Annotated in this window: 20 protein-coding genes and 1 other RNA gene; 6 read left to right on the forward strand and 15 right to left on the reverse strand. The window is 61.2% G+C overall.

Going from position 1 to position 23445, the window contains the following annotated elements:
• Positions 1-124 precede the first annotated feature (124 nt).
• The 13 genes from Q8K09_RS11365 to yaaA all read right to left on the reverse strand — a co-directional run bounded on the left by Q8K09_RS11365 (position 125) and on the right by yaaA (position 18241).
• On the reverse strand, positions 125-1564 hold the full coding sequence (locus Q8K09_RS11365; RefSeq protein WP_305255085.1) for a mannose-1-phosphate guanylyltransferase/mannose-6-phosphate isomerase: 1440 nt from the start codon (positions 1562-1564) through the stop codon (positions 125-127).
• Between the two features lie 316 nt (positions 1565-1880).
• Positions 1881-2528, reverse strand: coding sequence for an alginate O-acetyltransferase AlgF (locus tag Q8K09_RS11370; RefSeq protein ID WP_305255086.1), 648 nt, complete (start codon positions 2526-2528; stop codon positions 1881-1883).
• 76 nt (positions 2529-2604) lie between these two features.
• Positions 2605-3747: an alginate O-acetyltransferase gene (locus tag Q8K09_RS11375; protein ID WP_305255087.1), complete on the reverse strand. Its 1143-nt coding sequence runs from the start codon at positions 3745-3747 to the stop codon at positions 2605-2607.
• Between the two features lie 12 nt (positions 3748-3759).
• Positions 3760-5304, reverse strand: coding sequence for an MBOAT family protein (locus Q8K09_RS11380; RefSeq protein ID WP_305255088.1), 1545 nt, complete (start codon positions 5302-5304; stop codon positions 3760-3762).
• 188 nt (positions 5305-5492) lie between these two features.
• On the reverse strand, positions 5493-6596 hold the full coding sequence (locus Q8K09_RS11385; protein WP_305255089.1) for a mannuronate-specific alginate lyase: 1104 nt from the start codon (positions 6594-6596) through the stop codon (positions 5493-5495).
• 17 nt (positions 6597-6613) lie between these two features.
• Positions 6614-8041, reverse strand: coding sequence for an alginate O-acetyltransferase (locus tag Q8K09_RS11390; protein ID WP_370869512.1), 1428 nt, complete (start codon positions 8039-8041; stop codon positions 6614-6616).
• Positions 8042-8052: 11 nt separating this feature from the next.
• On the reverse strand, positions 8053-9657 hold the full coding sequence (algG, locus tag Q8K09_RS11395; protein ID WP_305255090.1) for a mannuronan 5-epimerase AlgG: 1605 nt from the start codon (positions 9655-9657) through the stop codon (positions 8053-8055).
• Between the two features lie 125 nt (positions 9658-9782).
• Positions 9783-11303 carry an alginate export family protein gene (locus tag Q8K09_RS11400; RefSeq protein WP_370869513.1) on the reverse strand — a complete coding sequence of 507 codons (1521 nt, stop codon included), beginning with the start codon at positions 11301-11303 and terminating at the stop codon, positions 9783-9785.
• Positions 11300-12688: an alginate biosynthesis TPR repeat lipoprotein AlgK gene (gene algK / locus Q8K09_RS11405; RefSeq protein ID WP_305255091.1), complete on the reverse strand. Its 1389-nt coding sequence runs from the start codon at positions 12686-12688 to the stop codon at positions 11300-11302. Before algK ends, Q8K09_RS11400 begins: the two co-directional genes overlap by 4 nt.
• A 13-nt stretch (positions 12689-12701) precedes the next feature.
• On the reverse strand, positions 12702-13868 hold the full coding sequence (locus Q8K09_RS11410; protein WP_305255092.1) for an alginate biosynthesis protein Alg44: 1167 nt from the start codon (positions 13866-13868) through the stop codon (positions 12702-12704).
• Between the two features lie 43 nt (positions 13869-13911).
• Complete coding sequence (alg8, locus tag Q8K09_RS11415; protein WP_305255093.1) at positions 13912-15399, reverse strand: mannuronan synthase; 1488 nt, start codon at positions 15397-15399, stop codon at positions 13912-13914.
• Between the two features lie 131 nt (positions 15400-15530).
• Positions 15531-16841: a nucleotide sugar dehydrogenase gene (locus Q8K09_RS11420; RefSeq protein WP_305255094.1), complete on the reverse strand. Its 1311-nt coding sequence runs from the start codon at positions 16839-16841 to the stop codon at positions 15531-15533.
• Between the two features lie 620 nt (positions 16842-17461).
• Positions 17462-18241 carry a peroxide stress protein YaaA gene (gene yaaA / locus Q8K09_RS11425; RefSeq protein WP_305255095.1) on the reverse strand — a complete coding sequence of 260 codons (780 nt, stop codon included), beginning with the start codon at positions 18239-18241 and terminating at the stop codon, positions 17462-17464.
• Between the two features lie 322 nt (positions 18242-18563).
• Between yaaA and dmeF the strand changes: the two genes are divergently transcribed.
• From dmeF to moaE, 6 genes are all read left to right on the forward strand, one after another.
• Positions 18564-19535 (forward strand): CDF family Co(II)/Ni(II) efflux transporter DmeF, encoded by a 972-nt coding sequence (dmeF, locus tag Q8K09_RS11430; protein ID WP_305255096.1) that lies wholly within the window; start codon positions 18564-18566, stop codon positions 19533-19535.
• A gap of 306 nt (positions 19536-19841) precedes the next feature.
• Positions 19842-21233 carry a PhoH family protein gene (locus Q8K09_RS11435; RefSeq protein ID WP_305255097.1) on the forward strand — a complete coding sequence of 464 codons (1392 nt, stop codon included), beginning with the start codon at positions 19842-19844 and terminating at the stop codon, positions 21231-21233.
• Positions 21234-21356: 123 nt separating this feature from the next.
• A complete protein-coding gene (moaC, locus tag Q8K09_RS11440) occupies positions 21357-21833 on the forward strand; it encodes a cyclic pyranopterin monophosphate synthase MoaC (RefSeq protein ID WP_305255098.1) in 477 nt (158 codons plus the stop codon).
• Positions 21830-22078: a MoaD/ThiS family protein gene (locus tag Q8K09_RS11445; RefSeq protein ID WP_305255099.1), complete on the forward strand. Its 249-nt coding sequence runs from the start codon at positions 21830-21832 to the stop codon at positions 22076-22078. The genes moaC and Q8K09_RS11445 overlap by 4 nt, the downstream gene beginning before the upstream one ends.
• A 62-nt stretch (positions 22079-22140) precedes the next feature.
• Positions 22141-22215, forward strand: a non-coding RNA gene (locus Q8K09_RS11450) — sX9 sRNA.
• 7 nt (positions 22216-22222) lie between these two features.
• Positions 22223-22678, forward strand: coding sequence for a molybdopterin synthase catalytic subunit MoaE (moaE, locus tag Q8K09_RS11455; protein WP_305255100.1), 456 nt, complete (start codon positions 22223-22225; stop codon positions 22676-22678).
• A gap of 21 nt (positions 22679-22699) precedes the next feature.
• Here moaE and Q8K09_RS11460 read toward each other — a convergent pair whose 3' ends face one another.
• Complete coding sequence (locus Q8K09_RS11460; protein ID WP_305255101.1) at positions 22700-22864, reverse strand: hypothetical protein; 165 nt, start codon at positions 22862-22864, stop codon at positions 22700-22702.
• Between the two features lie 201 nt (positions 22865-23065).
• Positions 23066-23437, reverse strand: coding sequence for a hypothetical protein (locus Q8K09_RS11465; RefSeq protein WP_305255102.1), 372 nt, complete (start codon positions 23435-23437; stop codon positions 23066-23068).
• Positions 23438-23445 lie beyond the last annotated feature (8 nt).

Below are 23445 nucleotides of genomic sequence, written 5' to 3' on the forward strand. Positions count from 1 at the left end.
ATATAGGACCCTATCCTACACAAGCCTTGAGGCATGCGTGGTGCTTGAGTATGTCGGGAAAAGTAACGCCGGCCCTTGCTGTGGCAAGGGCCGGCGTCTGTTTGCCGCTAGGGTCGACGTTGACTCAGCGAGTGACGACGCTCAGCGGGGTTGCCTGGCTGCGGCCGTAGACGTCTTCCAGGCGTTCGATGTCGTCCTCACCGAGGTAGCTGCCTGATTGCACCTCGATGATTTCCAGGGGGATCTTGCCGGGGTTGCTCAGGCGATGCACCGAGGTCATGGGGATGTAGGTGGACTGATTTTCGGTAAGCAGGAACACCTTGTCGTCACAGGTTACCTCGGCAGTGCCGGAGACCACGATCCAGTGTTCGGCGCGGTGATGGTGCATCTGCAAGGACAGGGTGGCGCCCGGTTTGACCGAGATGTGTTTGACCTGGAAACGTCCGCCCATGTCCACCGAGTCGTAGGAACCCCACGGTCGGTAGACCTCGCAATGGTTCTGGGTTTCGCTACGGCCTTGATCGTTGAGCTGGTTGACCACGGTCTTCACGTCCTGCACGTGGTCACGGTGGGCGATCATCATGGCGTCCTTGGTTTCCACCACCACGATATCGTCCAGGCCGATCACCGAGACCAGTTTGCCATTGCCGTGTACCAGGCAATTGCGGCTGTTGTGCACCATGACATCGCCTTTGGTGACGTTGCCGTGGCGGTCCTTGTCGTGCACATCCCAGATCGACGACCAGCTACCGACGTCGTTCCAGCCGGCATTGAGTGGCACTACGCAGGCGCGGGTGGTTTTTTCCATCACCGAGTAGTCGATGGAATTGTCCGGGCAGCACTCGAAGGTGGCGGCGTCGATGTTAATGACATCCCCCTCGATTTCGCTGCGTTCCAGCGCCAGCAGGCAGGTGTCATAAATGTCGGAGTCGTGCTTCTTCAGCTCCTCCAGGTAGCGACTGGCGCGGAACAGGAACATGCCGCTGTTCCAGAAGTAGTCACCCGAGGCGACGAATTCGCGGGCGCGCGCTTCATCGGGTTTCTCGACGAAGGACTGCACGCGAATCACGCCTTCAGGCAGCGCGGCGTCGGCCACCGATTTGATGTAGCCATAGCCGGTTTCCGGCCGCACAGCGGGGATGCCAAACAGCACCATTTCGCCACGTTCTGCGGCGGTACTGGCCAGGGTAAGGGCGTCCTCGAAGGCTTGCTGGTCTTCGAGTACATGGTCGGCGGGGAGGATCAGCAGCAGTTCGTCACGGCCCTCGGCGAGCAGTTTCATGGCGGCAATCGCCACCGCTGGCGCGGTGTTGCGGCCGAAGGGTTCGAGCAGGATCGCCTGGGTGGCCAACTGCTGGCTGTGCAGTTGTTCCTGGACGATAAAGCGGTGTTCCTTGTTGCACACCAGCACCGGCGGCTGCATGCCGTCAACGGTCAGGCGCTTGATGGTTTGCTGGAACAGGGTGTCTTCGCCAGTGAGGGCGAGGAACTGCTTGGGGAACTGCTTGCGCGAGAGGGGCCATAGGCGCGAACCGCTGCCACCGGAAAGAATTACTGGAATCATGTTAGTACTCCTAAAGCGTTTATGCGTTCGGTTGGGTCGCCCCGCGCGTTGGCGGGGCTGCCCAGTTGCCCAGGCCGAGTAATCGGCGTTGGGGACCACTCCAGAACGCCTCCTCATGAAGGCGCTGTTCGCATGCCGGTCTAGCAGGCCGTTGAAAAACTACCTGCGTTGCCATCGCTGCGTTAAAAACAGGCTTAAAATGCTCATTTACAGCACGTAAACTCCGCTTTTTCGCCTGTTTTTGCCTTGCGCTGGCTGCCTCGCCTACGTTTTTTCAACGGCTTGCTAGTGCCGATCTTTGCTTTTGTACGGGTGCTCAGTCGGTCTTGGCCGGGCGCTTGACCCAGACCGGCGAGAGCTGGCTGCCCTTGCCGGTGATGTACAGGCTGACCACCTCGCCACGGGCCAGGGTGACGGGCTTGAGGTCGCTGATTTTCTGCTCGCCATCGAACAGCGCCAGGCTGATTTTTACCGGGTTGACCTCGCGCTCGCCGTTGCCATCGGGGGCGACTTTCTCGACCACCGCGGCTTTGCCGTCGGCGGTCTTCAGGCTCAGGGTGCTGTCGGACAGGTTCTGCACCCGCAGCAGGGCTTTCTGCTTGTTCTCGAAGGTGCCTTCTTCCACCAGCTTGGGCGCTACGCCCGGCTGGTTGACCAGGGTGTAGTAGCGGTCGGCATCGAGTTTCACCGGCAGGCTGCTGCTGCCGACCTGGGCGCTGTAGCTGCCGGCTGGCAGATAGCTGAATGCGCTTGCGCCCAGCGGGGCGATGTCGTTGAGGTCGGTGTTGCCGACGCTGACGCTGAGCTCGCTGTTGCCGGCGTTGTAGGCGCGCACGAAAGTCGAGCCCTTGGGCGCGTTGGGCGCGTAGAGGCCACCTTCACCAGCGTGGGCGTGCAGGGCGCCGATGCTCAGGGCGATGGCGCAGGCGTAAGACGTCCAGTTGCATTTGGTTTGTCTGTTCATGGGTAAGTCTCCATGTGATTTAACAAAATGATCTGCCGATCATGTTCGGATGAAGCCTCTCCAGCGCAGGGCCGATTCAATGGCTGTTGCTGCTGGCCAGGCGTTGCTTGCTGCGGTTGCTTTTAAGTTCGGCGAGCCAGTCCGGATCGAAGTCGCCGAGGTCGTTGGCCATCGGCAGGTAGCGTTCGGGGAATTCCCAGATCAGCAACTGCGGCGCGGCGTTCTTGAATTCGTCGCTCTGCAGGTACTTGAGCATCGGTACGATCGGCCCCTGGCCGTCTTCGGCGTGGTTGCTCAGGTCGCGTTGCAGGTGTTGGCGCAGGGCGCCGGCAAAGTTCCAGTTGGGGTTGGCGCTGTAACTGGTGCCGACCAGCGTCACCGGAATGTCGCTGTCGGCGAACAGCGCATCGGCACCGCCAGCCGCGTCCGCCAAACGGGTTTGGTACTGCTGCAACTGATCGGGTTTGGGCATCAGGTGCTCGAACAGCGGCGCCAGTGGCAGGAAGCTGGTCAGGTCACCCAGCAGTGGTTTCTGTTTGGTCGCTTCGGTGACGAACGCCTGCGGTTCGCCGTCCAGGGCGAGCGAGCGCTTTACGGCTTCACTCAGTTGGCGCGCGACCAGATCCGCGCCCCGTGGAGTCCAGTGGGTGTCGGTGCGCAGGAACAGCGGACCGCTGTCCTTCTCGGCCTGCAGGGTGGCGAGCAAGTCCGGCGCGGCGATGTCGGCACTGCGCACCTCGCGGTGGAAGCGCTGATAGAGATCCTCGCGCTGGCTGCTGATGCGGTTGTCGCCGACGTGCTCCGGGTACAGGCGCGACTTGGCCGGCACTATCGCCAGCAGCAACAGCACATTGTGTTGCGCCAGTTGCTCACTCACGCCGCGAATCAGCGCCAGGTTGTCGCGCTGGTGCTGTTGACCACCGGCCACCGGGTTGAACTCTTCATCCGAATACAGCCAGTCGTGCTTGCCGATCACCACGCCGGGGCGGCCTTCGTTGAACAGCACATAATCCAGCGCGGCCCAGACGTTGGTGCCGATCTGCTTGATCGGGAATTGCTTGTCGTAATGGCTCTCGAAGGTCTTCGCCAGGTTGCCGTCGAGCACGCTGAACTGGTTGGGAGCCTGGTAACTCAGGACTCCGCGCATGGACCAGAGCAGCAGCACGGTCAGCACGCTGAGGAACAGGGCGACGTAGAGTTTGCGTAAGGGACGCGTCATGCTCGGCCTCATTCAGAATTGGAAATAAAGAAAGGGGGAGTAGCTCTGCGCCGAGAGCTTCAACAGCGAGGCGCAGAACAACAGCAGCAACGCGCCGCGTACCAGGTAGCGCGGCATGGCGGCGCCCCAGGTGGCGTGTTGCACCTGCACGCCGCCGCTGCCAACGACCAGCCCCGGGCCATCGCCAGGCACGGCTTTGACCATGCGCGACAGCTCGGTCGCCGGGCCATCGGCGCGGGCATTTGGCGCCCTGTGGCGGTAGAACTGGCGCAAGCCGCAAAAGGCCATGACCGCATAGGCCAGGATCAGGGTGGCGACCTGCAGGTCGCTGATGCTGGCGCTGTTCAGTTCGCTGAGCTGCCAGCCCTGGCTGCTGAAGATCGCCGGGCTGAACATGGCGCTGTACATGCGCCAGGCGATGTCGAGGTTCTCGGCACGGAAGATCACCCAGCCGAGCATCACCAGGAAGAAGGTCAGCAGCCACTTCAGTGGATTGATCACCTTGGGCGCAGCGTTCACCCCGAATAGGCGTTCGATGGTCAGCCACATGCCGTGCCAGGCGCCCCAGATCAGGAAGGTCCAGTTGGCGCCGTGCCACAGACCGCCGAGCAGCATGGTCAGAAACAGGTTGCGGTAGGTGTTGAAGGTGCCCTTGCGGTTGCCGCCCAGTGGCACGTACAGGTAGTCGCGCAGCCAGGTCGACAGGCTGATGTGCCAGCGCCGCCAGAACTCGGTGATCGACTGACTGATGTAGGGCTGGTTGAAGTTTTCCATAAAGCGGAAACCCATCATCAGGCCCAAGCCGATGGCCATGTCGCTGTAGCCGGAGAAGTCGAAATACAGCTGCGCGGTGTAGGCGATCATGCCCAGCCAGGCGTCGCCGGTACTGGGGTCTTGCAGGGCGAAAATATGGTCGACCAGCGGTGCCAGGCTGTCGGCGATGAACACCTTCTTGACGAAGCCCTGCATGAAACGCGTCGCGCCTTCGCTGAACTTGTCGAGGCTGTGGGTGCGGTCGGTGAACTGGTCGGCGAGATCCTTGTAGCGCAGCACCGGCCCGGCAATCAGCTGCGGGAACAGGGCGATAAAGGCGGCGAAGTTGATCAGGTTTTCCGTGGGCTTGGTGTCGCCGCGGTACACGTCGATCAGGTAGCTGAGCGACTGGAAGATATAGAAGGAGATGCCAATCGGCAGGATCACATGGGTCAGCAGGAACGGCTCGAAGCCGGCACCTTCCAGGACCCTGTTGATGTTCGCCACGCCGAAGTTGGCGTACTTGAAGTAACCCAGGGTCGCCAGGTTGCCGACCACGCCCCAGATCACCCAGCGCTGCGCCGCCTTGCTGCGCACGCCGGCGCGATAAATGCGCAGGCCGAAACCGTAGTTCCACAGGGTGACGGCGACGAACAGCAGGAGGAAATCCACCCGCCACCAGGCGTAGAAGGCGTAGCTGCCGATCAGGATCAGCAGGTTGCGATAGCGATTACTGCTCAAGTAATACAAGCCGAGAAAGATCGGCAGGAACAGGAACAGGAATACGTTGGATGAAAAGACCATCCGTAGATCTCCGTTGAGTAGCAACTCTTCCGAGGCTCGCAAGCCCCCCTTTCCCCCCGCGAGCGAGAGGGTGTTTCATGGTTCGTATACGGACTTGCAGGTTGCCGTTATTGGTAGGATGGGTTGAGCGAAGCGATACCCATCGAAGTGCTCCTAAGTAAGCAAGCAGACGCGCCGAGCAACCATCCTCAGCTGTCGCCGTTCGGCTTCTGCGGGTCGAACAGCTGGCTCACGTCGCCGCCGAGGCGGAAGGTGTTGAACGGGCCCATTTTCCGTTTGAGTTCCTCGGTATCCGCCGAGCAGGTATAGAGCGTGCAATAGGGCGCCAGCCAGGCGAACTTGGTGTGTTTCTTCAGTTCCGCCATGTCCTGTTGTTCGCCGGTTTTACGGGCGAAGGCGTCCTGCTCGTTGACCCCGTCCAGCACCTTTTGCCCCAGGCGTTGCAGCGCGCCTTGGTTTTCCGGGCGCAGGTCGACGCCGTTGGCTTGGGCGAAGGCGGCAATCATCGCCAGGGGCGGCAGGCTGTAGTTGTGGTAGGCCAGGGCGCGTTGGCTGCGTTTCAGTTCGTTGGGCAGGAAACCGTCGGCGTCGACCTGATTGGCGCCCACGCGGAACTGCGTCACGGCCCAGTCGAACAGGTCGCGGCGATCGGTGGCGATGGCCGTGGCCATCACCGACCAGGCGGACCAGTAGCTGTGGTTGTTGATTTTTTTCAGCGGCAGATCGCTCCAGTCGTGCACCGTGTGATCGGCGAGTTTCTCGAACCAGGATTCGATCAGCTGCGCTTGCCGTGGGTAGGCCGCCAGCGGCTGCGATTCAGAGAACTTCAGGCGCAGGTAGGAGGAGGACAGACTGCCCAGGGCCCATTTACGGATCGACTTGCCGGTGTGGTTGTATTCCTCGCTGAGCAGGGCATTGGCCTGGGCCCAGGTGCCCATCCAGCTCAGCGCGCATTCCAGTTGCTGAGGGTCGCCCTCGCGCATGTAGCGCATCACCTGCCGGTTCACGCCGCGCTCCAGTTCGGTGATGTCCGCGGTGGCATCGCGAAAGGCTTTTTCGGAGGCTTTATTGAGGGTGGCGCGGGCCTTGCCCGAGCCTTCGTACTTGCTGCGAAATTCCAGCTTGGCGGTGTAGGGCTTGGGTGGCGCCGCGCAACTGCGCGGCTTCTTGTCGGCATCGACCACCGCTGCGAAGTAGCCAGCCGGCGGCACCAGGCTGGCAGCGAATGCTGGCTGGGCGAGCAACGCCGCGCCGAGCAGGCAGGGTGCGAGTATCCACGTGGGGCGTTTCATCGTGCCTCCTATGACCTTCACTGGGCTTGCGCCGTGAGGGCTTTGTCGTCAGCGCCGGGGCGTTTGCACAGGGTTGCTTCGACGCTGAGATTTGCCGGCATGTCTTCCGGGCTATGGATGTCCAGGGCGAGCAAATTGAGGTCGGTCCAATCGGCTTCGTTGCGCAGTTCGAAGACATAGCGTCCACCGGTAGCTGCACGGTCGCTCTGTTCGATTTTGAAGTTCTCGCGGCGCCCGGTGAGGTACCAGAGGGTGGCTTGGGACTTGTGTACGCCGGGGTCGCTGAAGGTCAGGTCGACCTGGTAGTCGCCACCGCGAAGATCCAGCAGTGGCTGGTTCTCACCGTTGACCAGAACCTGGTTGGAGCCTGGCTTGAGGGTGACTGTGTTGTTCATCACCGCCGGCCGGCCCTCGCAGCCGTTGTTCACCAGCGGCACGGCCTGACGGTAGAAGCTGGCTTGCGCCAGGTCGTAATGGGTGGCGAACTCCCAAATGAGAATCTTCGGCGGGTTTTCGTGGAATTCCCGGCTGGTCATGTATTGCAGCAGGGCGCTGTCGAAGCCACCACCGGTGACCGACCTGTTGAGCACTTCGACGCCACTGTATTGCTGCAGGAAACCGGCAAAGTTGTAGGCTGCGCCGCTGTTGCTGGTGCCGACCAAGGCGATCTTCGGGTCAGCCTCGTCGCCGAACAGGCTGGCGCTATCGGCTTCGCCCACCGGTTCGGTCTCGTAGCGCTCGACATACTGGGTGGCATAGCTGGTGCCGCAGAAGCCCGCCGCGGTTTTGTGCAGGGTGCCGGCCTTGCCTAGCAGGCCAGTCACCGTGCTGGCGAATTCCTTCTTCGGCGCCTCGTCGAAACCGGGCATTTGCTTCAGGGTTTCAGCCACCAGTTCTGCGGTGCGCGCGGCCCCGGCCGGCGTCCAGTGGTGGTCGGCCTTGAAGTAGTAGGCCGTGTCCACGTCGTTCTGTTCGTCGAACAGCGGCGACAGGTCGGTGACCCAGATTCCGGTCTTGCGGAAATCGGCAATGGCTTTCAGGTAATTCTGCTTGGCCAGCGCGAAGTTGAAGTTGGCTTTCTCGTGCGCGGTCAGCTGCTGACGGTTAACCAGGCCGCGGGTCGGCTGATAGACCACCATCAGCTCGATACCTTTGCGCTTGAGGGTGTCGCGCAGGCGTTTGAACTGGCGGTAACCGGCGGGCGTGGTGCCAAAGTCGCTGCGCAGGTCGTTGCCGCTACGGAACAGCCAATCGCCTTGGCCCTGCACCAGCGCGGTGAAGAAGCTCAGGTACTTGGTGTCGTACTGGCTCGGGTCCTGGGCGATCGGACACAGTGGCCCGACTCGCTGCACCTGGTACTGCGGTGCGGCCATGGCGCTACCCGCAGCGCCCAGCAGGGCGCTGGCAAGGGCCAGTTGGCGGAAATTGAAGTGGCGTTTGATCACGTTGTATTTCCTCAATCCTGGAGTTCGGCCTGACTCTCGACCGGGTCGATGAGTACGGCGAGTTTGCGGCGCACCATCAGGTCGAGAATTTCATCCTGGCGCTCACCGAGGATGCCGGCGAAGCTGATGCCGGTGCTCTTGCTCGGCGCGAGCATTTCTACGCGGTACAGCTCGACCGACAGCGGCGAGTCGATGTTCAGGGGGCTGGAGCCGTTGGCGGCAAGCTTGCCTCCAACCACGATCATCGATACTTCGGTGTCGAAGGGGTCGAGTTCGATGTTGCGGTCGGTGTCGGCGAGATCCTTGATGTGGCCGTACACACCCGTCAGGCCGTTGGCCGCCGAGATGTTTTCGTACAGGCGAATGTTGGTGCTGTTGCGCAGGCGAATACCGTGGCGGGCGTTGTTCAACACCCGGTTGCCCCACAGCAGGTTGTCCGAGCTCTCGTAGATGGTGATGCCGTCGCTTTGGTTCTGGTACACCTCGTTGTAGGCCACCAGATTGCGCACGCTGTTACGGTCGAGGACGATGCCCGAGAGCTTGTTGTCGTAGCTCTTGTTGTTGATGATCCAGCTGTCGTCGACCTCGCGGGAAATGATGATGCCGTGCTTCTGCTTGGTCCCGTGCACCGTGTTCTCGGCGATGATCAAGCCGTGGGAACGGTCATGCGGGTCGATGCCGTAGACGATGTTGTCGCGGTAGGTATTGCCCTTGATCACAACGTTCTCGGCTTCGTAGCAGTAGAAGCCGTACCAGTGGTCGACGAACTCCGAGTCGATCAACCAACCGGTAGGTTCCGCACGTTTGAGGCGCTCCTGCATGCCAGGGGTGTATTGGGTGATGCTGACGCCATAGGATTTGCTGTTGCTGTAGCCCAGGCTGGTGAATACGCTGCCTGAGATGTACAGCTCACTGCCGCCCCAGGACACCAGGAACGGGCGGAACTCGCTGCCCTTGCGGAAGCTGGCCGGGCCGTCGTCCGCCTCGCGCCAGGCGGTGAGTTTGGTGTCGGTGAAAAACAGCTGGCCGTCGTTGACCATAAAGCTGCCGCGCTCCTGGGACAGGCGCAGTTCCTTGGTGTCCTTGCCCACGTGCAGGGTGGCACCCTCGGCCACGACGATCGGCAGGCGCGCCAGGTAGACGCCCGGCTCGACCTCGCTGAACTGATTGTCCGGCAGGCTGCGGGCCAGGTCCTTGGGCGTCACATAGCCGCCTTCGATAAAGATCGCATGGGGCATGCCGTTTTGCCGCTTGACCCATTCGCGCAGGCGTTCGTTGCCGCCGACGAAGTCCTTCAGCGCGTCCTGTTGCACCATGCGCCGCACCACGACTTTGCCGCCGGGCGCACGCTGGATCTTGGCCTCGACGGCGGCAGCGGTGTAGCCGCTGAGGTCGGGCAGGGTAGGTTCATCCAGATGCAACAGCTCGGGAGGTACGCTGGTTACTGTGTAGTTGCTGGTTTCCTTGAGTGCCTGCTTAGCCGAAACATCAGGGCTGTCGAGCACTTGCGCCGCGTGCACCCAAGGCGCTGCCAATTGCAGCGCGCCGAGCAGTAGGCCGCTGCACAGCAGGCCTACTGCACAGCCTTGTTTGAGTTTGCCTGGTCGTTGCTTCATGGCGTTGTCCTCAGAGCTTGTGAAAATATCGAGCGCCGTCGCGAGATCGGCTCCAGGCGTTAGCGCAACGTCAGCAGCGGGTGGCTGGAGACGGTCGCAGTAGGCGAGAGGTTTTTCACAAACTCTCAGTACTTCCAGATAACGTCGACGAAGGCGCGATGCATCACCGAGTCGGTGTCGCTGCCGTAGGCATCGCCGGGCATGAACACGCCACCTCGGAAACGCACCAAGGCTGCCGGCTCGTCAATCGCCTCGCTCATCGCGGCAGGCAGCAGGCCCTGCTTGAAGTACTTGGTGACCACCAGATCCAGCTCCTGGCCGAGGTCTTTCTCGCCATCAATCAGGGCAACCTGGGGTGCCGGGACATTGTCCGAGAGCGGGTCATCGATGCGGGCGTTGATCCCGCTTCTGCCGATCTGCTGGCGGTCATCGACCCGCCAGAATTTGTGGTAGACCAGGCTGGCGTCATAGTCCTCGGCCATCTGCCAGGAGCCGAACAGGGTGGCTGACTGCAGGTTGTTCAGTTCGCCGCGGAAGGCCTCGCCATAGCGATGCACGCTGGCGCGGGTGCCGGTGAAGGTGGAACGGTTGCTTTGCAGGCCGGTCTGGCGATAGTTGCCCGTGCCGTTGCCGGCGTCATCGCCGCTAGCGCTGCCCCGTGCGTAGGCGCCGCCGACTTGCCAGTTGGGGTCCAGGCGAAAGCGCACACCCAGGTCGGTGGCCCAGGCGCTGACGTTGTCGCTGTTCTTGCCGGTGGCGATTTCCTGGCCGTTGTCGATGCCGCGCGTCAGGTCTTCGCGGTCACCGGTCAGCGAGGTGAGGCTGGCCCAGTAATTGACCGGCTTCTGGTTACGGAAGTTGTAGGCGTCGCTGTGGGCTTGCACGCCGAGCCAGGTCAGTTTGCCGGTGGCGCGTTTGTCCAGGGCGTCGATTGGCTGGCCGGGATTGGCCAGCTTGCCGTTATCGTCAGAGTGATGGGCGTTGAGGCCAGCCCAATGGCCCGGACGCCACTGGGTCGCGACATCGCCGAACAGATGCAGGCGGTCTTCATCTTCCGCGGCCAGTTCGTCGAGGTCGGTGCGGTACTCGCTGAAGCGCTGGGCTGTACCCAGGCTGGCGCGCAGCAGGGTGGTGTCGAAGGTCCAGTTCAGCGCTTCGATATTGGTATCGCGCCATTGCCCGTCATCGTTGTGCAGGCGTTGGCGGCCCAGGCGCAGGTGCTCGCCGGGGTAGTCGGTGAGGCCGGCGTAGCCGACCCAGAATTCGCGCAGGGCCAGGTAGTTCTTCTTCCGATCGCGGCCGTCGTCTGCCGGCGCATCGCTGGCCAGGTCGACGTCGGACGCCGCCAGGGTGTCGGTCTCGATAATGTCGCTGGCGACCACCGCCTGGCCCATGGCGAAGGCACTCCAGTCACCACGCTGGCCATACAGCCAGGGGCGCAGGTCGACACCGATACCGTTGACGTCGCCACCGTCGCGGGTGCCGAGGTCGCGGTCATCTTCCGATTGCGCGGTAATCTTGATGTCGAGACCGAAGTTGTCGTCGCTCATCTGCACCGCCCAAACCGAGCTGGCGGAGAGTAATGACACACTCAGGCCCAGGCCTGCGGTGATCCTGTTGAGTTTCATCGCGTAGTCCTTGTTCATTGGTTTTGCGCCTGTAGCGAGGCGTGCTCTTGCAAGGCGTTGCCGCGCACCTGACGCTCATCGCGCAGCAGTTGCTCGGCCTGGCTGCGTTGAGCCGGTTGCAGCTGTTGTTCGATCAGGCGGGCCAGCTCGGTGGCCTGCGGGGTTTCCTTCGGCAGCGCCAGTTGGCTGAAGACGAAGGCGTTGACCGGGTCGGGTGTTACGCCCTTGCCTTGCGAGTACATCTGCGCGAGGGCGAAGTCGGCATTGATCTGGCCGTTACGGGCGGCGCTGAGCAGGTGATCCAGGGCTTTCTGCGGGTAGATATCGCCGAGGTAGCCACGGATGTAGAGCTGGCCGAGGAAATAGTTGGCGCTGGGCTCGCTGGGCGCGGCCTTGCGCAGATGTTCTTCGGCTTTCTGCGGATCCTGCGCTACCAGTTTGCCTTCGTAGTAGAGCCGGCCGAGCAACAGTTCGGCGCGTGGCAGGGCTGCGGCGCGGCCGTTGTCGAGGTAGCCCATCATGGTCTCGATGTCGCCCAGCCCCGGGTAGTCATAGAGCAGGCGCGCCAGGCTGACCCAGGCGGCCGGGTAGGACGGGGCGATGACTTCGAGCAGTTCCTGGGCCTTGCCTTCGTCAGGGGTGCCCAGTTCGGCGTCGGCCAGCACCCGGGCAACGGCATCCACCCGTTGCGGGGCCACGGAAGCGCTGCGGTAGCCGCTCATCAGGCGTTGCAGCAGGGCTTTCTGTTTGTCGGCCTGGCCTTGCTTCTGGTACACGGTGGCCAGTTCGATGTAGCAGACATCGGCTTCGGCAATCAGGCCTTGGCAGATCTGCTCGATTTCATCCAGGTGCTGGTCGTAGTTGCCCTGGGTGCGATAGAGGAGGATTTGTGCCAGGTCGGCCTGGGTATGGCCTTGCTGGCGCCAGGTGGCGATGCGTTTTTGCACGTTCATACCGGGGAAATCCTGTGGGTATTGCAGGTAGAGCATGACCAGCGGCAGCAGGCTGCTCGGTTCACCCGCGGTGAAGGCGTCATTCAGCAACTCGCCCGCTTCACGGCGCTCGGCCTGGCTGGCGTCCACTTTGCGCGCGAGCAATTTGCCCAGGCGTGCCTTGGCCCGCGGTGACTCATCGAGAGCCAGGCGGTAGGTCTGCTCGGCCTTTTCCAGGTCTTGCGGCGTGCCACCGGCTACTTGCAGATCGGCCAGGCCGACCTGCGCATTGACGTAGCCCAACTCTGCCAATTGGCGGTAGTTCTGCTCCGCGGTGCTGGTGTCGCCGCGTTTCAATGCTTCGGCGGCCAGGCGCTCGTCCGGCAGCCCGGCGCAACCGGCGAGGCTTACAGCCAGGGCGAGCGCCAGCAGAGGTGCGGTATGCATGCGGCAGGGGGCTTTAGTTGCCATTACTGCGTCCTCCTCAGAGACCTTTCGCCAGGGCTTTGTCGATCAGCCAGTCGAACGACGGGCCACGGTCGAGGATGACTTCGACCGGCTGGCCGGCGAGGCTGCTGTTGAGGCTCTGTTCCGGCTCGATGATCACGCGGATGTCCGCTGACAGGCCGCCTTCATGCAGGCTGCTGCTGACGATCTTGCCGTAGCGCGGCGTGTCTTCGCCGGCCACCCAGAAGCTGGCACGGCTACCCGGGCGCGCCTGGGCGAAGTTGCGATAGGGGAAGCTGGCCAGCACCGTGGCCTTGGTGTTTTGCGGCACCAGTTCGAAGATCACATCGCCTTTGGCGGCGAACTGGCCGTCGGCCACCAACTGGCGGGCCACCTTGCAGTCGCACGGGCTGGTCAGGGTGCCCTTCATTTGTTTGCCGAACAGCGCTTCGACGTTCGCTGGCGACAGTTGCTCGTCGGTCAGGTGACCCTTGAGCATCTCCAGCATGCTGGCGGAGAAGGAGGCGATGGGCGCACCTTTCTCGACCATGGCGTCCGGGCCAAGCAGGCTATTCACCATGCCTTCGCGCGGCATGGTCACCTGCAGGCTGGGTACGTTGACCTGGGCCGATTGGGCATGGGTGACGAAGTAGATGCCGTAGATCGACTTGAAGATAAAGCCGAAGGCGGCCAACCCAACCAGGAAGATCGCCAGGCTGAAGGTCACGGCCTTGAAACGGCCGAATACACCCATGCCGGTGCCGCCCGCACCGTTCTTGCGTGCCTTGGTGAAGTTTTCCCGCTGCAAGGTGCTCAACAGGTCGCCGGCGCTGACCAGTTCGCCGCCGAGGAAGGCACTGATCAGGTAGCGCAGGGTGGCCTGCTCGCGTGGCTTGATGTTATGGAACTGGCAGCCCACGCGTCCGTCATCGGCATTCACCGAACGCACCTGGAACTCGATGTCGACGCCCAGGTCGAGGCTGTCCAACTTGAACTGCAAGCGGCCTTTATGAAAGTCGCCGACCTTTACCTGCTCCTTGCCGGCGCTGAAGCAGAAACCACCGGCCGAGATGTCGCCGATAGGCAGGTCGACGCGTTCGCGGTTTTTCGTCAGGTAGCGCAGCACGGCCGGGATTTTGACCCGCGCGTGTTGCCGCTGGGCTTCCGATTCATGGACCACATTGACGTTGACAGCTGTATTCATGGTTGCAATTTCCTGTTCGAAAAGGGGGCCGGTCGAGTTCCGGTCACAGCAACGCCAGAAGCGTGGCGATAAAGACGCTGGCAGCAGCAAAAGTCATGGAGCGCGAAGACCAGGTGTTGAACCAGCGCTGGAAGCTCAACAGGCCGCGATCGAGTTTGGTCGGCTGGCGGGTCCAGGACTGCTGGTCGAGGCGGAAGAACACGTAGACCTTCACCATCGCGCCGACGATCTGGTTGTAATAGAGAATCACCGGGTAAGCCGGGCCGATGCGGTGGCCGGTCACGCTGAGCAACAGGGTCAGCACCAGGCGGGTCAGGCCGATCCACAGCAGGTAGGCGATGAGGATGCCGGCGCCGTATTTGATGCTGGCGAGAAGCGCCACGCTCAGGCCGAGCAGGCTGGTCCACATCGACACGCGCTGGTCGAACAGCACCACGCTGGTAAACCAGCCGAGGCGGCGCGTGCCCAGACGCAGGGCGCGGGCGTTCTGCCGCAGGTTGTTGCCGTACCAGCGGAACATCAGCTTGCGGCTGGCCTTGATGAAGCTTTTCTCCGGCGGGTGCTCGACCGTATTGATCGACGCATCCGGCACGTAGAAAGTGTCGTAGCCCAGGCTCATCAGGCTGAACCAGCTCGACTTGTCGTCACCGGTAAGGAACTGGAAACGCCCCAGGCGCCAATGGTCGAGGTGATCGCTTTCCACATCGGCGATAAACACCGGGTTGGTGACCACTTCGGCGCGGAACACCGACATGCGTCCGGTCATGGTCAGCACGCGCTTGCTCAGTGCCATCGAGCACATGTTGAGGTGGCGCTGGGCGAAGCGCAGCTGGTGCCACTCGCTCATGATGTAGCCGCCGCGTACTTCGCAGAACTCGTTGGTGGTCAGGCCGCCGACATTCGGGAACAGCTTGAACCAGGGCACTGTCTTGCGCACCACGCCCTCACCGAGCACGGTGTCGCCATCGATCACCGCCACTACCGCGTCTGCATTCGGCATTTGCCGGGAAATGGCGCGAAAGCCGTAAGCCAGGCCGTCGCGCTTGCCGGTACCGGGAATGCGCACGAAGTCCAGCGTGACGTGCTCTGGCGGGTTCATCCGGGTCCAGAGGTTTTTCACCAGCAGCTCATCGGACAGCTCGACGATGGAACACACCACCGTCGTCGGGAAACCGCAGTCAATCGCCTCGCGAATCACCGAGCGGTACACCTGGGCGGTGGTCAACGCGTCGATGCGGAAGCTGGTGACCAGCAGAAACACCTGAGAAGGGTCGGCGTCCTTGCCGATTTTTTTCACCTTGCGGCGGTAATAGGGGTACACCACGTAAAGGAACAGGATGCCGCGCACAAAGTGCACGGCGCCCATGGAATAACGCCAGATGCCCACTGCGCCGATCAACAGGAGGTAGTCGCGCGACTCGGGGTCGAACACACTCCTGGGCAGCAGCAATGCGAGCAACATCAGCAGTGATAGGTAGAACAGCCACCCTGCGGCTTCCAGTAGGACGGTTTTTAGCGTGCTTGCTTGCATATGCATATCCATCGTGTACGCCGGAGGGATCTTGGGCGAGGGGCTGCTCGCGCGCCCGGGGCTCGGCCCAACTGGCCGACAGGCCGTTGAACAACTACCGCGTGTGTTCAGCGGCCTGTCGCAGGCTGGGATTACCAGCAGATACCTTCGGAACCGCTGCGCGAGGCGGTGGGCATGAAACCGACCAGATCGACCACGTGCTTGCCGTCGAGGGCCTGTTGCGCCAGGGGCGCGAAGCGCGCATCGCCATTGCCTAAGACGATGATCTCGGCGTTATCGACTACCGTGTCGAAGTCGTTGTTGAGCAGCGAGGAGACATGCGGGATTTTCGATTCGATGTATTCCTTGTTGGCGCCGTAGACGCGGGCATATTCGACGTTGCTGTCGTAGATGCTCAGCTCGAAGCCCTTGCCGATCAGCATCTCGGCCAGCTCTACCAGCGGGCTTTCGCGCAGGTCGTCGGTGCCGGACTTGAAGCTCAAGCCGAGCAGGGCGACTTTGCGTTTGTTGTAGCTGGCGATGATGTCGAAGGCGTTCTGCACCTGCACCACGTTGCTGCGCATCAACGCACCGATCAGCGGTGCTTCGACGTCCAGGGCGCCGGCACGGTAGGACAGGGCGCGCACGTCTTTCGGCAGGCACGAGCCACCGAAGGCGAAGCCGGGCTTCATGTAGTACTTGGACAGGTTGAGCTTGTGATCCTGGCAGATCACGTCCATCACCTCGCGGCCATCGACCCCCACCGCCTTGGCGATGTTGCCGATTTCGTTGGCGAAGGTCACCTTGGTGGCGTGCCAGACGTTGCAGGTGTACTTGATCATCTCGGCGACATCGATGTCCTTGCGGATCACTGGTGCGTCGAGTTCTCTGTAGATGCTTTCCAGCAGATCGCCCGAGGCGCTGTCGAACTCGCCGATCACGGTCATCGGCGGGAAGTCGTAGTCCTGGATCGCGGTGCTTTCGCGCAGGAACTCGGGGTTCACCGCCACGCCGAAATCGATCCCGGCTTTCTTGCCCGAGCAGTCTTCGAGGATCGGAATCACCACGTTCTTTACGGTGCCTGGCAATACGGTACTGCGCACGACTACGGTGTGGCGTTCAGGCTTGTTGCGCATGGCGAAGCCGATTTCGCGGCACACACCTTCGATGTAATCCAGCGCCAGGTCGCCGTTCTTTTTGCTCGGCGTCCCGACGCAGATAAATGAAACCTCGGTATCACGAATAGCATCGGCAACATCGGTGGTGCCGCGCAGGTGACCAGAGTTCAGGCCCTGTTGCAGTAATACTTCCAAGCCGGGTTCGACTATTGGCGATTTGCCATTATTGATCAGCTCGATCTTGTTGGCTGATATATCAACGCCGACCACATCATGGCCGCGCGCCGATAAACAACCGGCACACACGGCGCCCACATAGCCCAAACCAAAAATACTGATTCGCATCGTATTGCCTCGTCCGTTTATTACGCAATTTAATAGTGGCTTATTGGCCACAGTCGTTCATTTAACTCAGGCCGGCGGGCGGCTGAATTAAGGCAGGTATAAGGAATATCTGGCGTCCGCAGGGGAGGCCTGAGTTGGGTCTGTACTATGAAACGTGCCCTGTGCTGCTGAGCTGCTGGCCCTGGAGGCTCTAGCTAGTGGCTCTCGGCGGGTCATTGAGGGCGCTGAATAATTCTCCGGTAATGGGGCGGGAGTATGTATGTGAGAGAAGTAACGCGGTGCACTTATACCTGGCAATTACTGGCAGGCTTGGTCCATGTGAAGTTATCTGAATTAATATGTTACGTCGGTAAGAGTGTGCGATTTTTCCTATAGTTCCTACCGTTCGTCCTCTTTTCGACGGAGATGATGCTATTGCTGTGGTGGCGGTTAGTTGAACGTTGATAGCAATTTATAATTGCGGATTTGTACTGCCTGCGCGGTGTATTAAGTGCTGGGAAAGTTCAATGTGACAGGTGTAATTAATTAACCTGGCTGTTTATGCCAGTATTTTATTATCGCTGGAGAGGGTGCCGGCGGGCCGTCTGAGCGGCCCGTGGCGGTGCGGCGGGGAGGCAAAATCAGTCGTGCGCAAGGTCGCGTAGAAACACCAATTTGTCGGTTTTCGAGTGCTCCGCCGAATACGCGTAGCCCTGATAATCGAAGGCCTTGAGTTGTTCCGGGTCGCTCACACGCTCCTTGATCACATAGCGTGCCATCAGCCCGCGGGCTTTCTTGGCGTAGAAACTGATGATCTTGTACTGGCCGTTTTTCAGGTCCTTGAACTCGATGTCGATAATTCGTGCGCGCAGTGCCTTGCGTTTCACTGCACTGAAGTATTCGGTGGAGGCCAGGTTGAGAAGCACCTCGTCACCCTGAGCGGCCAGGGCATCATTCAGCCAGCCGCTGATGCGCTCACCCCAGAAGTCGTAGAGGTTATTACCGCGCGGGTTGGCCAGCTTGGTGCCCATTTCCAGGCGGTAGGGTTGCATCAGGTCGAGCGGACGCAGCACGCCGTAGAGGCCGGAGAGCATGCGCAGGTGTGCCTGGGCAAAGTCGAAGTCGGCTTCGCTGAAATCTACGGCGTTGAGGCCGGTGTAGACATCTCCCTTGAACGCCAGCAGCGCCTGCTTGGCGTTTTCTGCAGTGAAGTCTTTCGTCCAGCTGCCAAAGCGTGCGGCATTCAGGCCGGCGAGTTTGTCTGACAGGTGCATCAGTTCGGCAATCTGCATGGGTGTGAAGTCGCGCAGTTGGGCGATCAGGTCCTGGGCGTGATCGAGGTGCTCGGGCTGGGTATAACGCGGGGTCACCGGCGCGGTCTCGTAATCGAGGGTCTTGGCCGGGGAAATTACCATCAGCATAAAGTCTGCTCCTGAAAGTCTGGGGGCGATTCTAGGCCGAGCGGTGGTCGCGGCTCTAGCTATTAAGACGATGGATTGTTTTGTGTGCCGGCCCGGGTAGATCCCGGATTGAGGCGCACGCCTTGCGCAGTTCCGGCAAAGCCCTTTGCAATCGCCGAGGATTGCATCCGGGCTTCGCGCGTGCAAAAGCTTCGCGGGCATGGCCCGCTCCTACGGTTTCTGCGCCCTGCAAGGCTTGTACATAGATACAGAATCTTCGGGCTTGACCTGGTGGAGCCAGGGGTTTGTAGTTTGCCCAGGTCAAATCCTCCAAGGAGCCACCATGACCGCTTGCAATCATTCACGTTGGGAACCTAACCACGACTACCGGCCGCTGGAAACCCGCACCGAGCGTCAAGCCTGGCTGGTGGCGGCGCTGACCGGGGCGACCATGCTGGTGGAGATCACGGCAGGTTATGCCTACAACTCCATGGCCCTGCTCGCCGATGGCTGGCACATGGCCTCGCACATGCTGGCTATCGGCCTGACAGCGCTGGCGTATCTGCTGGCGCGGCGTTATGCCCACGATCCGCGCTTCGCCTTTGGTACCTGGAAGATCGAGGTGCTGGCCGGTTTCGCCAGTGCGCTGCTGTTGCTGGTGGTGGTGGCGATGCTGGCGTTCGAGTCGCTGCGGCGGCTGTGGCAGCCGCAAGTGATTGCCTTCGAGGTGGCGCTGTGGGTGGCGGTGGTCGGTCTGCTGGTCAATCTACTGTCAGCCTGGCTGCTGCGCGACCAGCATGCGCACGGCCATGCTCATGGCGATCACGATCACGATCACGATCACGATCACGATCACGATCACGATACGTCGGCGAAGGGGCGCGACCTCAATCGGCATGCCGCCTTTATCCACGTGCTGGCCGATGCGCTGACCTCGGTGGCGGCGATCATTGCACTGCTTGGCGGCTTGCTATTGGGTTGGAGCTGGCTCGATCCGCTGATGGGCGTGATTGGTGCGGTGATCATCGCGCTATGGGCCAAAGGCCTGTTGCTCGAGACCGCCAAGGTGCTGCTCGATCGGGAGATGGATAACCCGATTGTGGCCCGTGTGCATAGCGCGTTGGCGCAGGAAGCAGACACCGAATTGGCTGATTTGCACCTGTGGCGGGTTGGTCGCGCGCAGTACGCCTGTATTGCCAGTGTGGTGACCCATGGCGACATCTCGGCGGATCGCTACAAGGCCCGGCTGGCAAAGATTGGTGAGTTGGTGCACGTGACGATTGAAGTCAATCGCTGTGCCGAAGGCGAGCGGTGATGGCGCGACTGAGGCGGGAATTTTTTGCTGGGTGCGAGGGGTGTGACTTCTGACTTTAACGGTGCCTTTGCAGCGTGCCAAGCGCTATATGGCGAGGTGAAAAATAAACGTGGGAGAAATAAAAAAAACATTCGCCTGTCATGATTTTTGGAGTATTAAAAAGACAGACCGCCGAACCCTGCAGACAGGTGGCGACCCTTCACCTCGCTTGCAACTGCTCAGCCCCGTCTGAGCAGGCGGTGGTCCCCGCGGCGGAACGCTGCTCAGGCATTCCGTCGCTTGGCTCCTATAAGAAGGTGACCGAGTATGGACGACCACGGAAGCTTCAAGCCCACAGCTCCAACCCTCTACGCCCTCGACACCAATGTGTTGATTCATGACCCGAATGCGCTGCTGAATTTTCAGGAACACCACGTCGCCATCCCGATGACCGTTCTGGAGGAGTTGGACAAGCTGAAAACCGGCAAGCAGGGCGTCGCCGCCGAGTGCCGGCAGGCTATTCGTTTGATCGACAAGATCCTTGGTAGCGCGACACCCGAGGAAGTCGAGCATGGGGTCGCGATCCAGCGCGAGAAGAGCGGGCCTTGTGGTTTCCTCTCGATTCTCATGAGCAAAAGCGCCTCGCCGATTACCTGGCTGCCGGAGGATCTCAACGACAACAAGATCATCAACCAACTGGTCGAGCTGAAAGCCCGTCGGCCGGATATGTCCGTGGTGCTGGTGACCAAGGACATCAACATGCGCCTCAAGGCGCGCGCCTGCGGTATCGACTCGGAGGACTACCACACCGACCAACTGGTCGATGATGTGTCGCTGCTGTCCAAGGGTTATCACAGCATGAGCGGTTCCTTCTGGGATCGGGTGAGCAAGGTCGAGACCCGTCAGGACCACGGCCGCACCTGGCACCGGGTGCAACTGATCGACAACCTGCCGGCGGTGCACATCAACGAGTTCATCATCGACGAGCAGGGTTTCGTCGGCTGGATCAAGAGCATTCAGATCGATGAATTGCTGATCCTCGATCTGCATCAGGAACCCTTGATGCACCAGGAGGCATGGGGCCTGCGGCCACGCGATATTCACCAGGCGCTGGCGCTGTTTGCCCTGCTCGACCCGGATATTCACCTGGTCAACCTGTCCGGCGCCGCCGGTTCGGGCAAGACCATCCTGGCCCTGGCGGCGGCCATCGAGCAGACCATGGTCAGCAAGCGCTACCGCAGGATTATCGCCACCCGCAGCGTGCAGGGTCTGGATCAGGAGATCGGCTTTCTGCCCGGCACCGAGGCGGAGAAGATGGAGCCCTGGCTCGGCGCCATCACCGATAACCTTGAAGCCCTGCACATGGACGACGAGAACACCCACGGCAGCGTCGATTACATCCTGCAAAAGGTGCCGTTGCAGTTCAAATCCCTCAACTACATCCGCGGGCGTAGCTTCCAGCACAGCCTGATCCTGATCGACGAGTGCCAGAACCTCACCCCGCACCAGATGAAGACCATCATCACCCGTGCCGGTACCGGCTCTAAGGTGGTGTGCCTGGGGAACCTGGCGCAGATCGATACACCCTACCTGTCGGCGCCCAGCTCGGGCCTGACCTACCTCACTGAGCGCTTCAAGGACTTCCCCCACGGCGTGCACATCACCTTGCAAGGGGTGCCGCGTTCGATCCTGGCGGAATTCGCCGAAACCCATATGTAGGAGGAGTCACGCTGCAAGCCACAGGCTGCGAGTTGAATGCGCAGTGGGCCGGCTTGCAGCGTGCTGCTGCCATATCTTGACTGCTGGGTTTACAATCGGCTGATCCCTGCCTGGAGTAAACCTGTGCTAACCCATCTCGATTCCCAAGGTCACGCCACCATGGTCGATGTCAGCGATAAAGCGCTGACGGTCCGTGAGGCTGTCGCGCAAGCCCTGGTGCGCATGCGCCCGCAGACCCTGCAAATGATTGTCGACGGCGCGCATCCCAAGGGCGACGTGTTTGCCGTGGCGCGTATCGCCGGTATTCAGGCTGCCAAGAAGACCGCCGATCTGATCCCGCTCTGTCATTCGCTGATGTTGAGCAGCGTCAAGGTCGAGTTGCTCGCCCACGGCGATGATGCCGTCCAAATCACCGCGCGCTGCAAGCTGAGCGGGCAGACCGGGGTCGAAATGGAAGCCCTGACCGCCGCCAGCGTCGCCGCCCTGACCATCTATGACATGTGCAAGGCAGTAGACCGCGGTATGGTCATCGAAAGCGTGCGCCTGCTGGAGAAGCTGGGCGGTAAGAGTGGCCACTACAAGGCCGAGGACGATCAATGATACGCGTGCAGTATTTTGCCCGTTACCGCGAAGCGCTGGGCCTGGATGGCGAGCAACTGGGCGATACCCAGGCGCTCACTACCCTTGATGACCTGCGCCAGCACCTGCTGGCCCGCGGCGGCGTGTGGCACGTGTTGGCCGAGCAGAACCTGATGTGTGCGCGCAATCAGGAGCTGTGCAGCCTCGACGAGCCGCTGGAGGAGGGCGATGAGGTGGCGTTCTTTCCGACTGTGACTGGGGGCTGAAAAATTATCCTCACAGCTACTGCGCGTGGGTTATTTCGGGTTGGGCGGTGCTCGAAATCCTCATGTACAGCTGTACATTCCGGTTTCTGTGCTCCGTCCGCCCCGAACTCACACACGCTCGCTACGCTTTGAGGACAATTTTCTATGACCATTCGAGTGCAGGTCGAACCCTTCGATCCGGGGGTTGAAGTCAATGCGCTGCATGCGGCGAACGCGGGCGTAGGTGCGGTGGTCAGCTTTGTCGGCTATGTGCGCGATTTCAACGAGGGCCGCGCGGTCGGTGGCATGTTTCTCGAGCACTTCCCGGGCATGACCGAGAAGTCCCTGGCCAAGATCGCACTCGAGGCCGGTCAGCGCTGGCCGCTGCTCAACGTGCAGGTTATTCACCGCATCGGTCGCCTGGAACCGGGCGAGCCTATCGTCTTTGTCGGCACCACCAGCGCCCATCGCCAGGCCGCATTCGATGCCTGCGCCTTCGTCATGGATTACCTGAAGACGCGTGCGCCGTTCTGGAAAAAAGAAGACACGGCCGAGGGCTCTTGCTGGGTCGAAGGTCGCTGCAGTGATCAGGACGCAGCAGCCCGCTGGCACCAGTCATAGCGGCTGCTGCCGGTCAGGCATTCAAGCCAGTTCCCAATACACCTTCAGCAGGATGGGGGCGAACATCGACAGCATTCCAAGGCTGATCAGCCACACGCCCCACTCTTGATTTCTGTTGCTGAAGCCAATGACCAGCAGCGTAAAGCCAGTGACTACCAGCGCGATCATGATGTGGACTTCATCCATGGCTCGACTCCTGCGTAAGTTGATGAATGCTACGCGCAGTTTAGGCCGATGCAGCATTTTATGGCTGACTTGGGTCAGCGCTTGTGAGCATTTCGTGCGCTGTCGCGGCGCGGTCCTTTGACCCAGAAACCAGGCGTTGCAGTGCGCAGTTCACGTGGCTTGCGTGAATGGCATTGCGCATGAGCGCGCAGGGTTGCTCACTCAGCCCGTGCGCCAGGTGATTTCCTCGACGCCGTCTGTGCTGATGCGCATCCAGCGGTCTGCCTGTTCGTCGTGTTCTTCTTCCTGCCAGCTACCGGGGGCGCAGCGCACTTCGACGCCAAGGGCGGCAAAAGCAGCGTTGGCGCACTCCAGGTCGTCATTCCAGGGGGTGGTAGCGCTTTCCAGGAAGAGGCTGTGCCATTTGCCGACAGCTTTCGGCAGCCAGGTCACCGACACATCGCCGGCCAGGCACTTGAAAGTCTGGCCTTTTTGCTGCCAAGGCGTACAAGCGCCGAGTGCTTCGCTCAACCAGGCTGCTATGGCATTGTGGTCGGCATCTTTTAGGTAAATCTCGATATCTGGTTGGCGCATGGTAATTC

Origin of the sequence: Pseudomonas sp. (assembly GCF_030683065.1) — a bacterium.
Taxonomy (GTDB): Bacteria; Pseudomonadota; Gammaproteobacteria; order Pseudomonadales; family Pseudomonadaceae; genus Aquipseudomonas.

Excerpts from the sequence above, each read along its gene's own strand:
- Q8K09_RS11445 (WP_305255099.1), top strand. The coding sequence starts at position 21,830 with ATGATACGCGTGCAGTATTTTGCCCGTTACCGCGAAGCGCTGGGCCTG.
- Q8K09_RS11370 (WP_305255086.1), bottom strand. The coding sequence starts at position 2,528 with ATGAACAGACAAACCAAATGCAACTGGACGTCTTACGCCTGCGCCATC.
- Q8K09_RS11460 (WP_305255101.1), bottom strand. The coding sequence starts at position 22,864 with ATGGATGAAGTCCACATCATGATCGCGCTGGTAGTCACTGGCTTTACG.
- algG (WP_305255090.1), bottom strand. The coding sequence starts at position 9,657 with ATGAAGCAACGACCAGGCAAACTCAAACAAGGCTGTGCAGTAGGCCTG.
- Q8K09_RS11380 (WP_305255088.1), bottom strand. The coding sequence starts at position 5,304 with ATGGTCTTTTCATCCAACGTATTCCTGTTCCTGTTCCTGCCGATCTTT.
- Q8K09_RS11375 (WP_305255087.1), bottom strand. The coding sequence starts at position 3,747 with ATGACGCGTCCCTTACGCAAACTCTACGTCGCCCTGTTCCTCAGCGTG.
- dmeF (WP_305255096.1), top strand. The coding sequence starts at position 18,564 with ATGACCGCTTGCAATCATTCACGTTGGGAACCTAACCACGACTACCGG.
- Q8K09_RS11400 (WP_370869513.1), bottom strand. The coding sequence starts at position 11,303 with ATGAACAAGGACTACGCGATGAAACTCAACAGGATCACCGCAGGCCTG.
- algK (WP_305255091.1), bottom strand. The coding sequence starts at position 12,688 with ATGGCAACTAAAGCCCCCTGCCGCATGCATACCGCACCTCTGCTGGCG.
- Q8K09_RS11365 (WP_305255085.1), bottom strand. The coding sequence starts at position 1,564 with ATGATTCCAGTAATTCTTTCCGGTGGCAGCGGTTCGCGCCTATGGCCC.
- Q8K09_RS11465 (WP_305255102.1), bottom strand. The coding sequence starts at position 23,437 with ATGCGCCAACCAGATATCGAGATTTACCTAAAAGATGCCGACCACAAT.
- Q8K09_RS11420 (WP_305255094.1), bottom strand. The coding sequence starts at position 16,841 with ATGCGAATCAGTATTTTTGGTTTGGGCTATGTGGGCGCCGTGTGTGCC.
- yaaA (WP_305255095.1), bottom strand. The coding sequence starts at position 18,241 with ATGCTGATGGTAATTTCCCCGGCCAAGACCCTCGATTACGAGACCGCG.
- Q8K09_RS11385 (WP_305255089.1), bottom strand. The coding sequence starts at position 6,596 with ATGAAACGCCCCACGTGGATACTCGCACCCTGCCTGCTCGGCGCGGCG.
- Q8K09_RS11410 (WP_305255092.1), bottom strand. The coding sequence starts at position 13,868 with ATGAATACAGCTGTCAACGTCAATGTGGTCCATGAATCGGAAGCCCAG.
- alg8 (WP_305255093.1), bottom strand. The coding sequence starts at position 15,399 with ATGCAAGCAAGCACGCTAAAAACCGTCCTACTGGAAGCCGCAGGGTGG.
- Q8K09_RS11435 (WP_305255097.1), top strand. The coding sequence starts at position 19,842 with ATGGACGACCACGGAAGCTTCAAGCCCACAGCTCCAACCCTCTACGCC.
- moaE (WP_305255100.1), top strand. The coding sequence starts at position 22,223 with ATGACCATTCGAGTGCAGGTCGAACCCTTCGATCCGGGGGTTGAAGTC.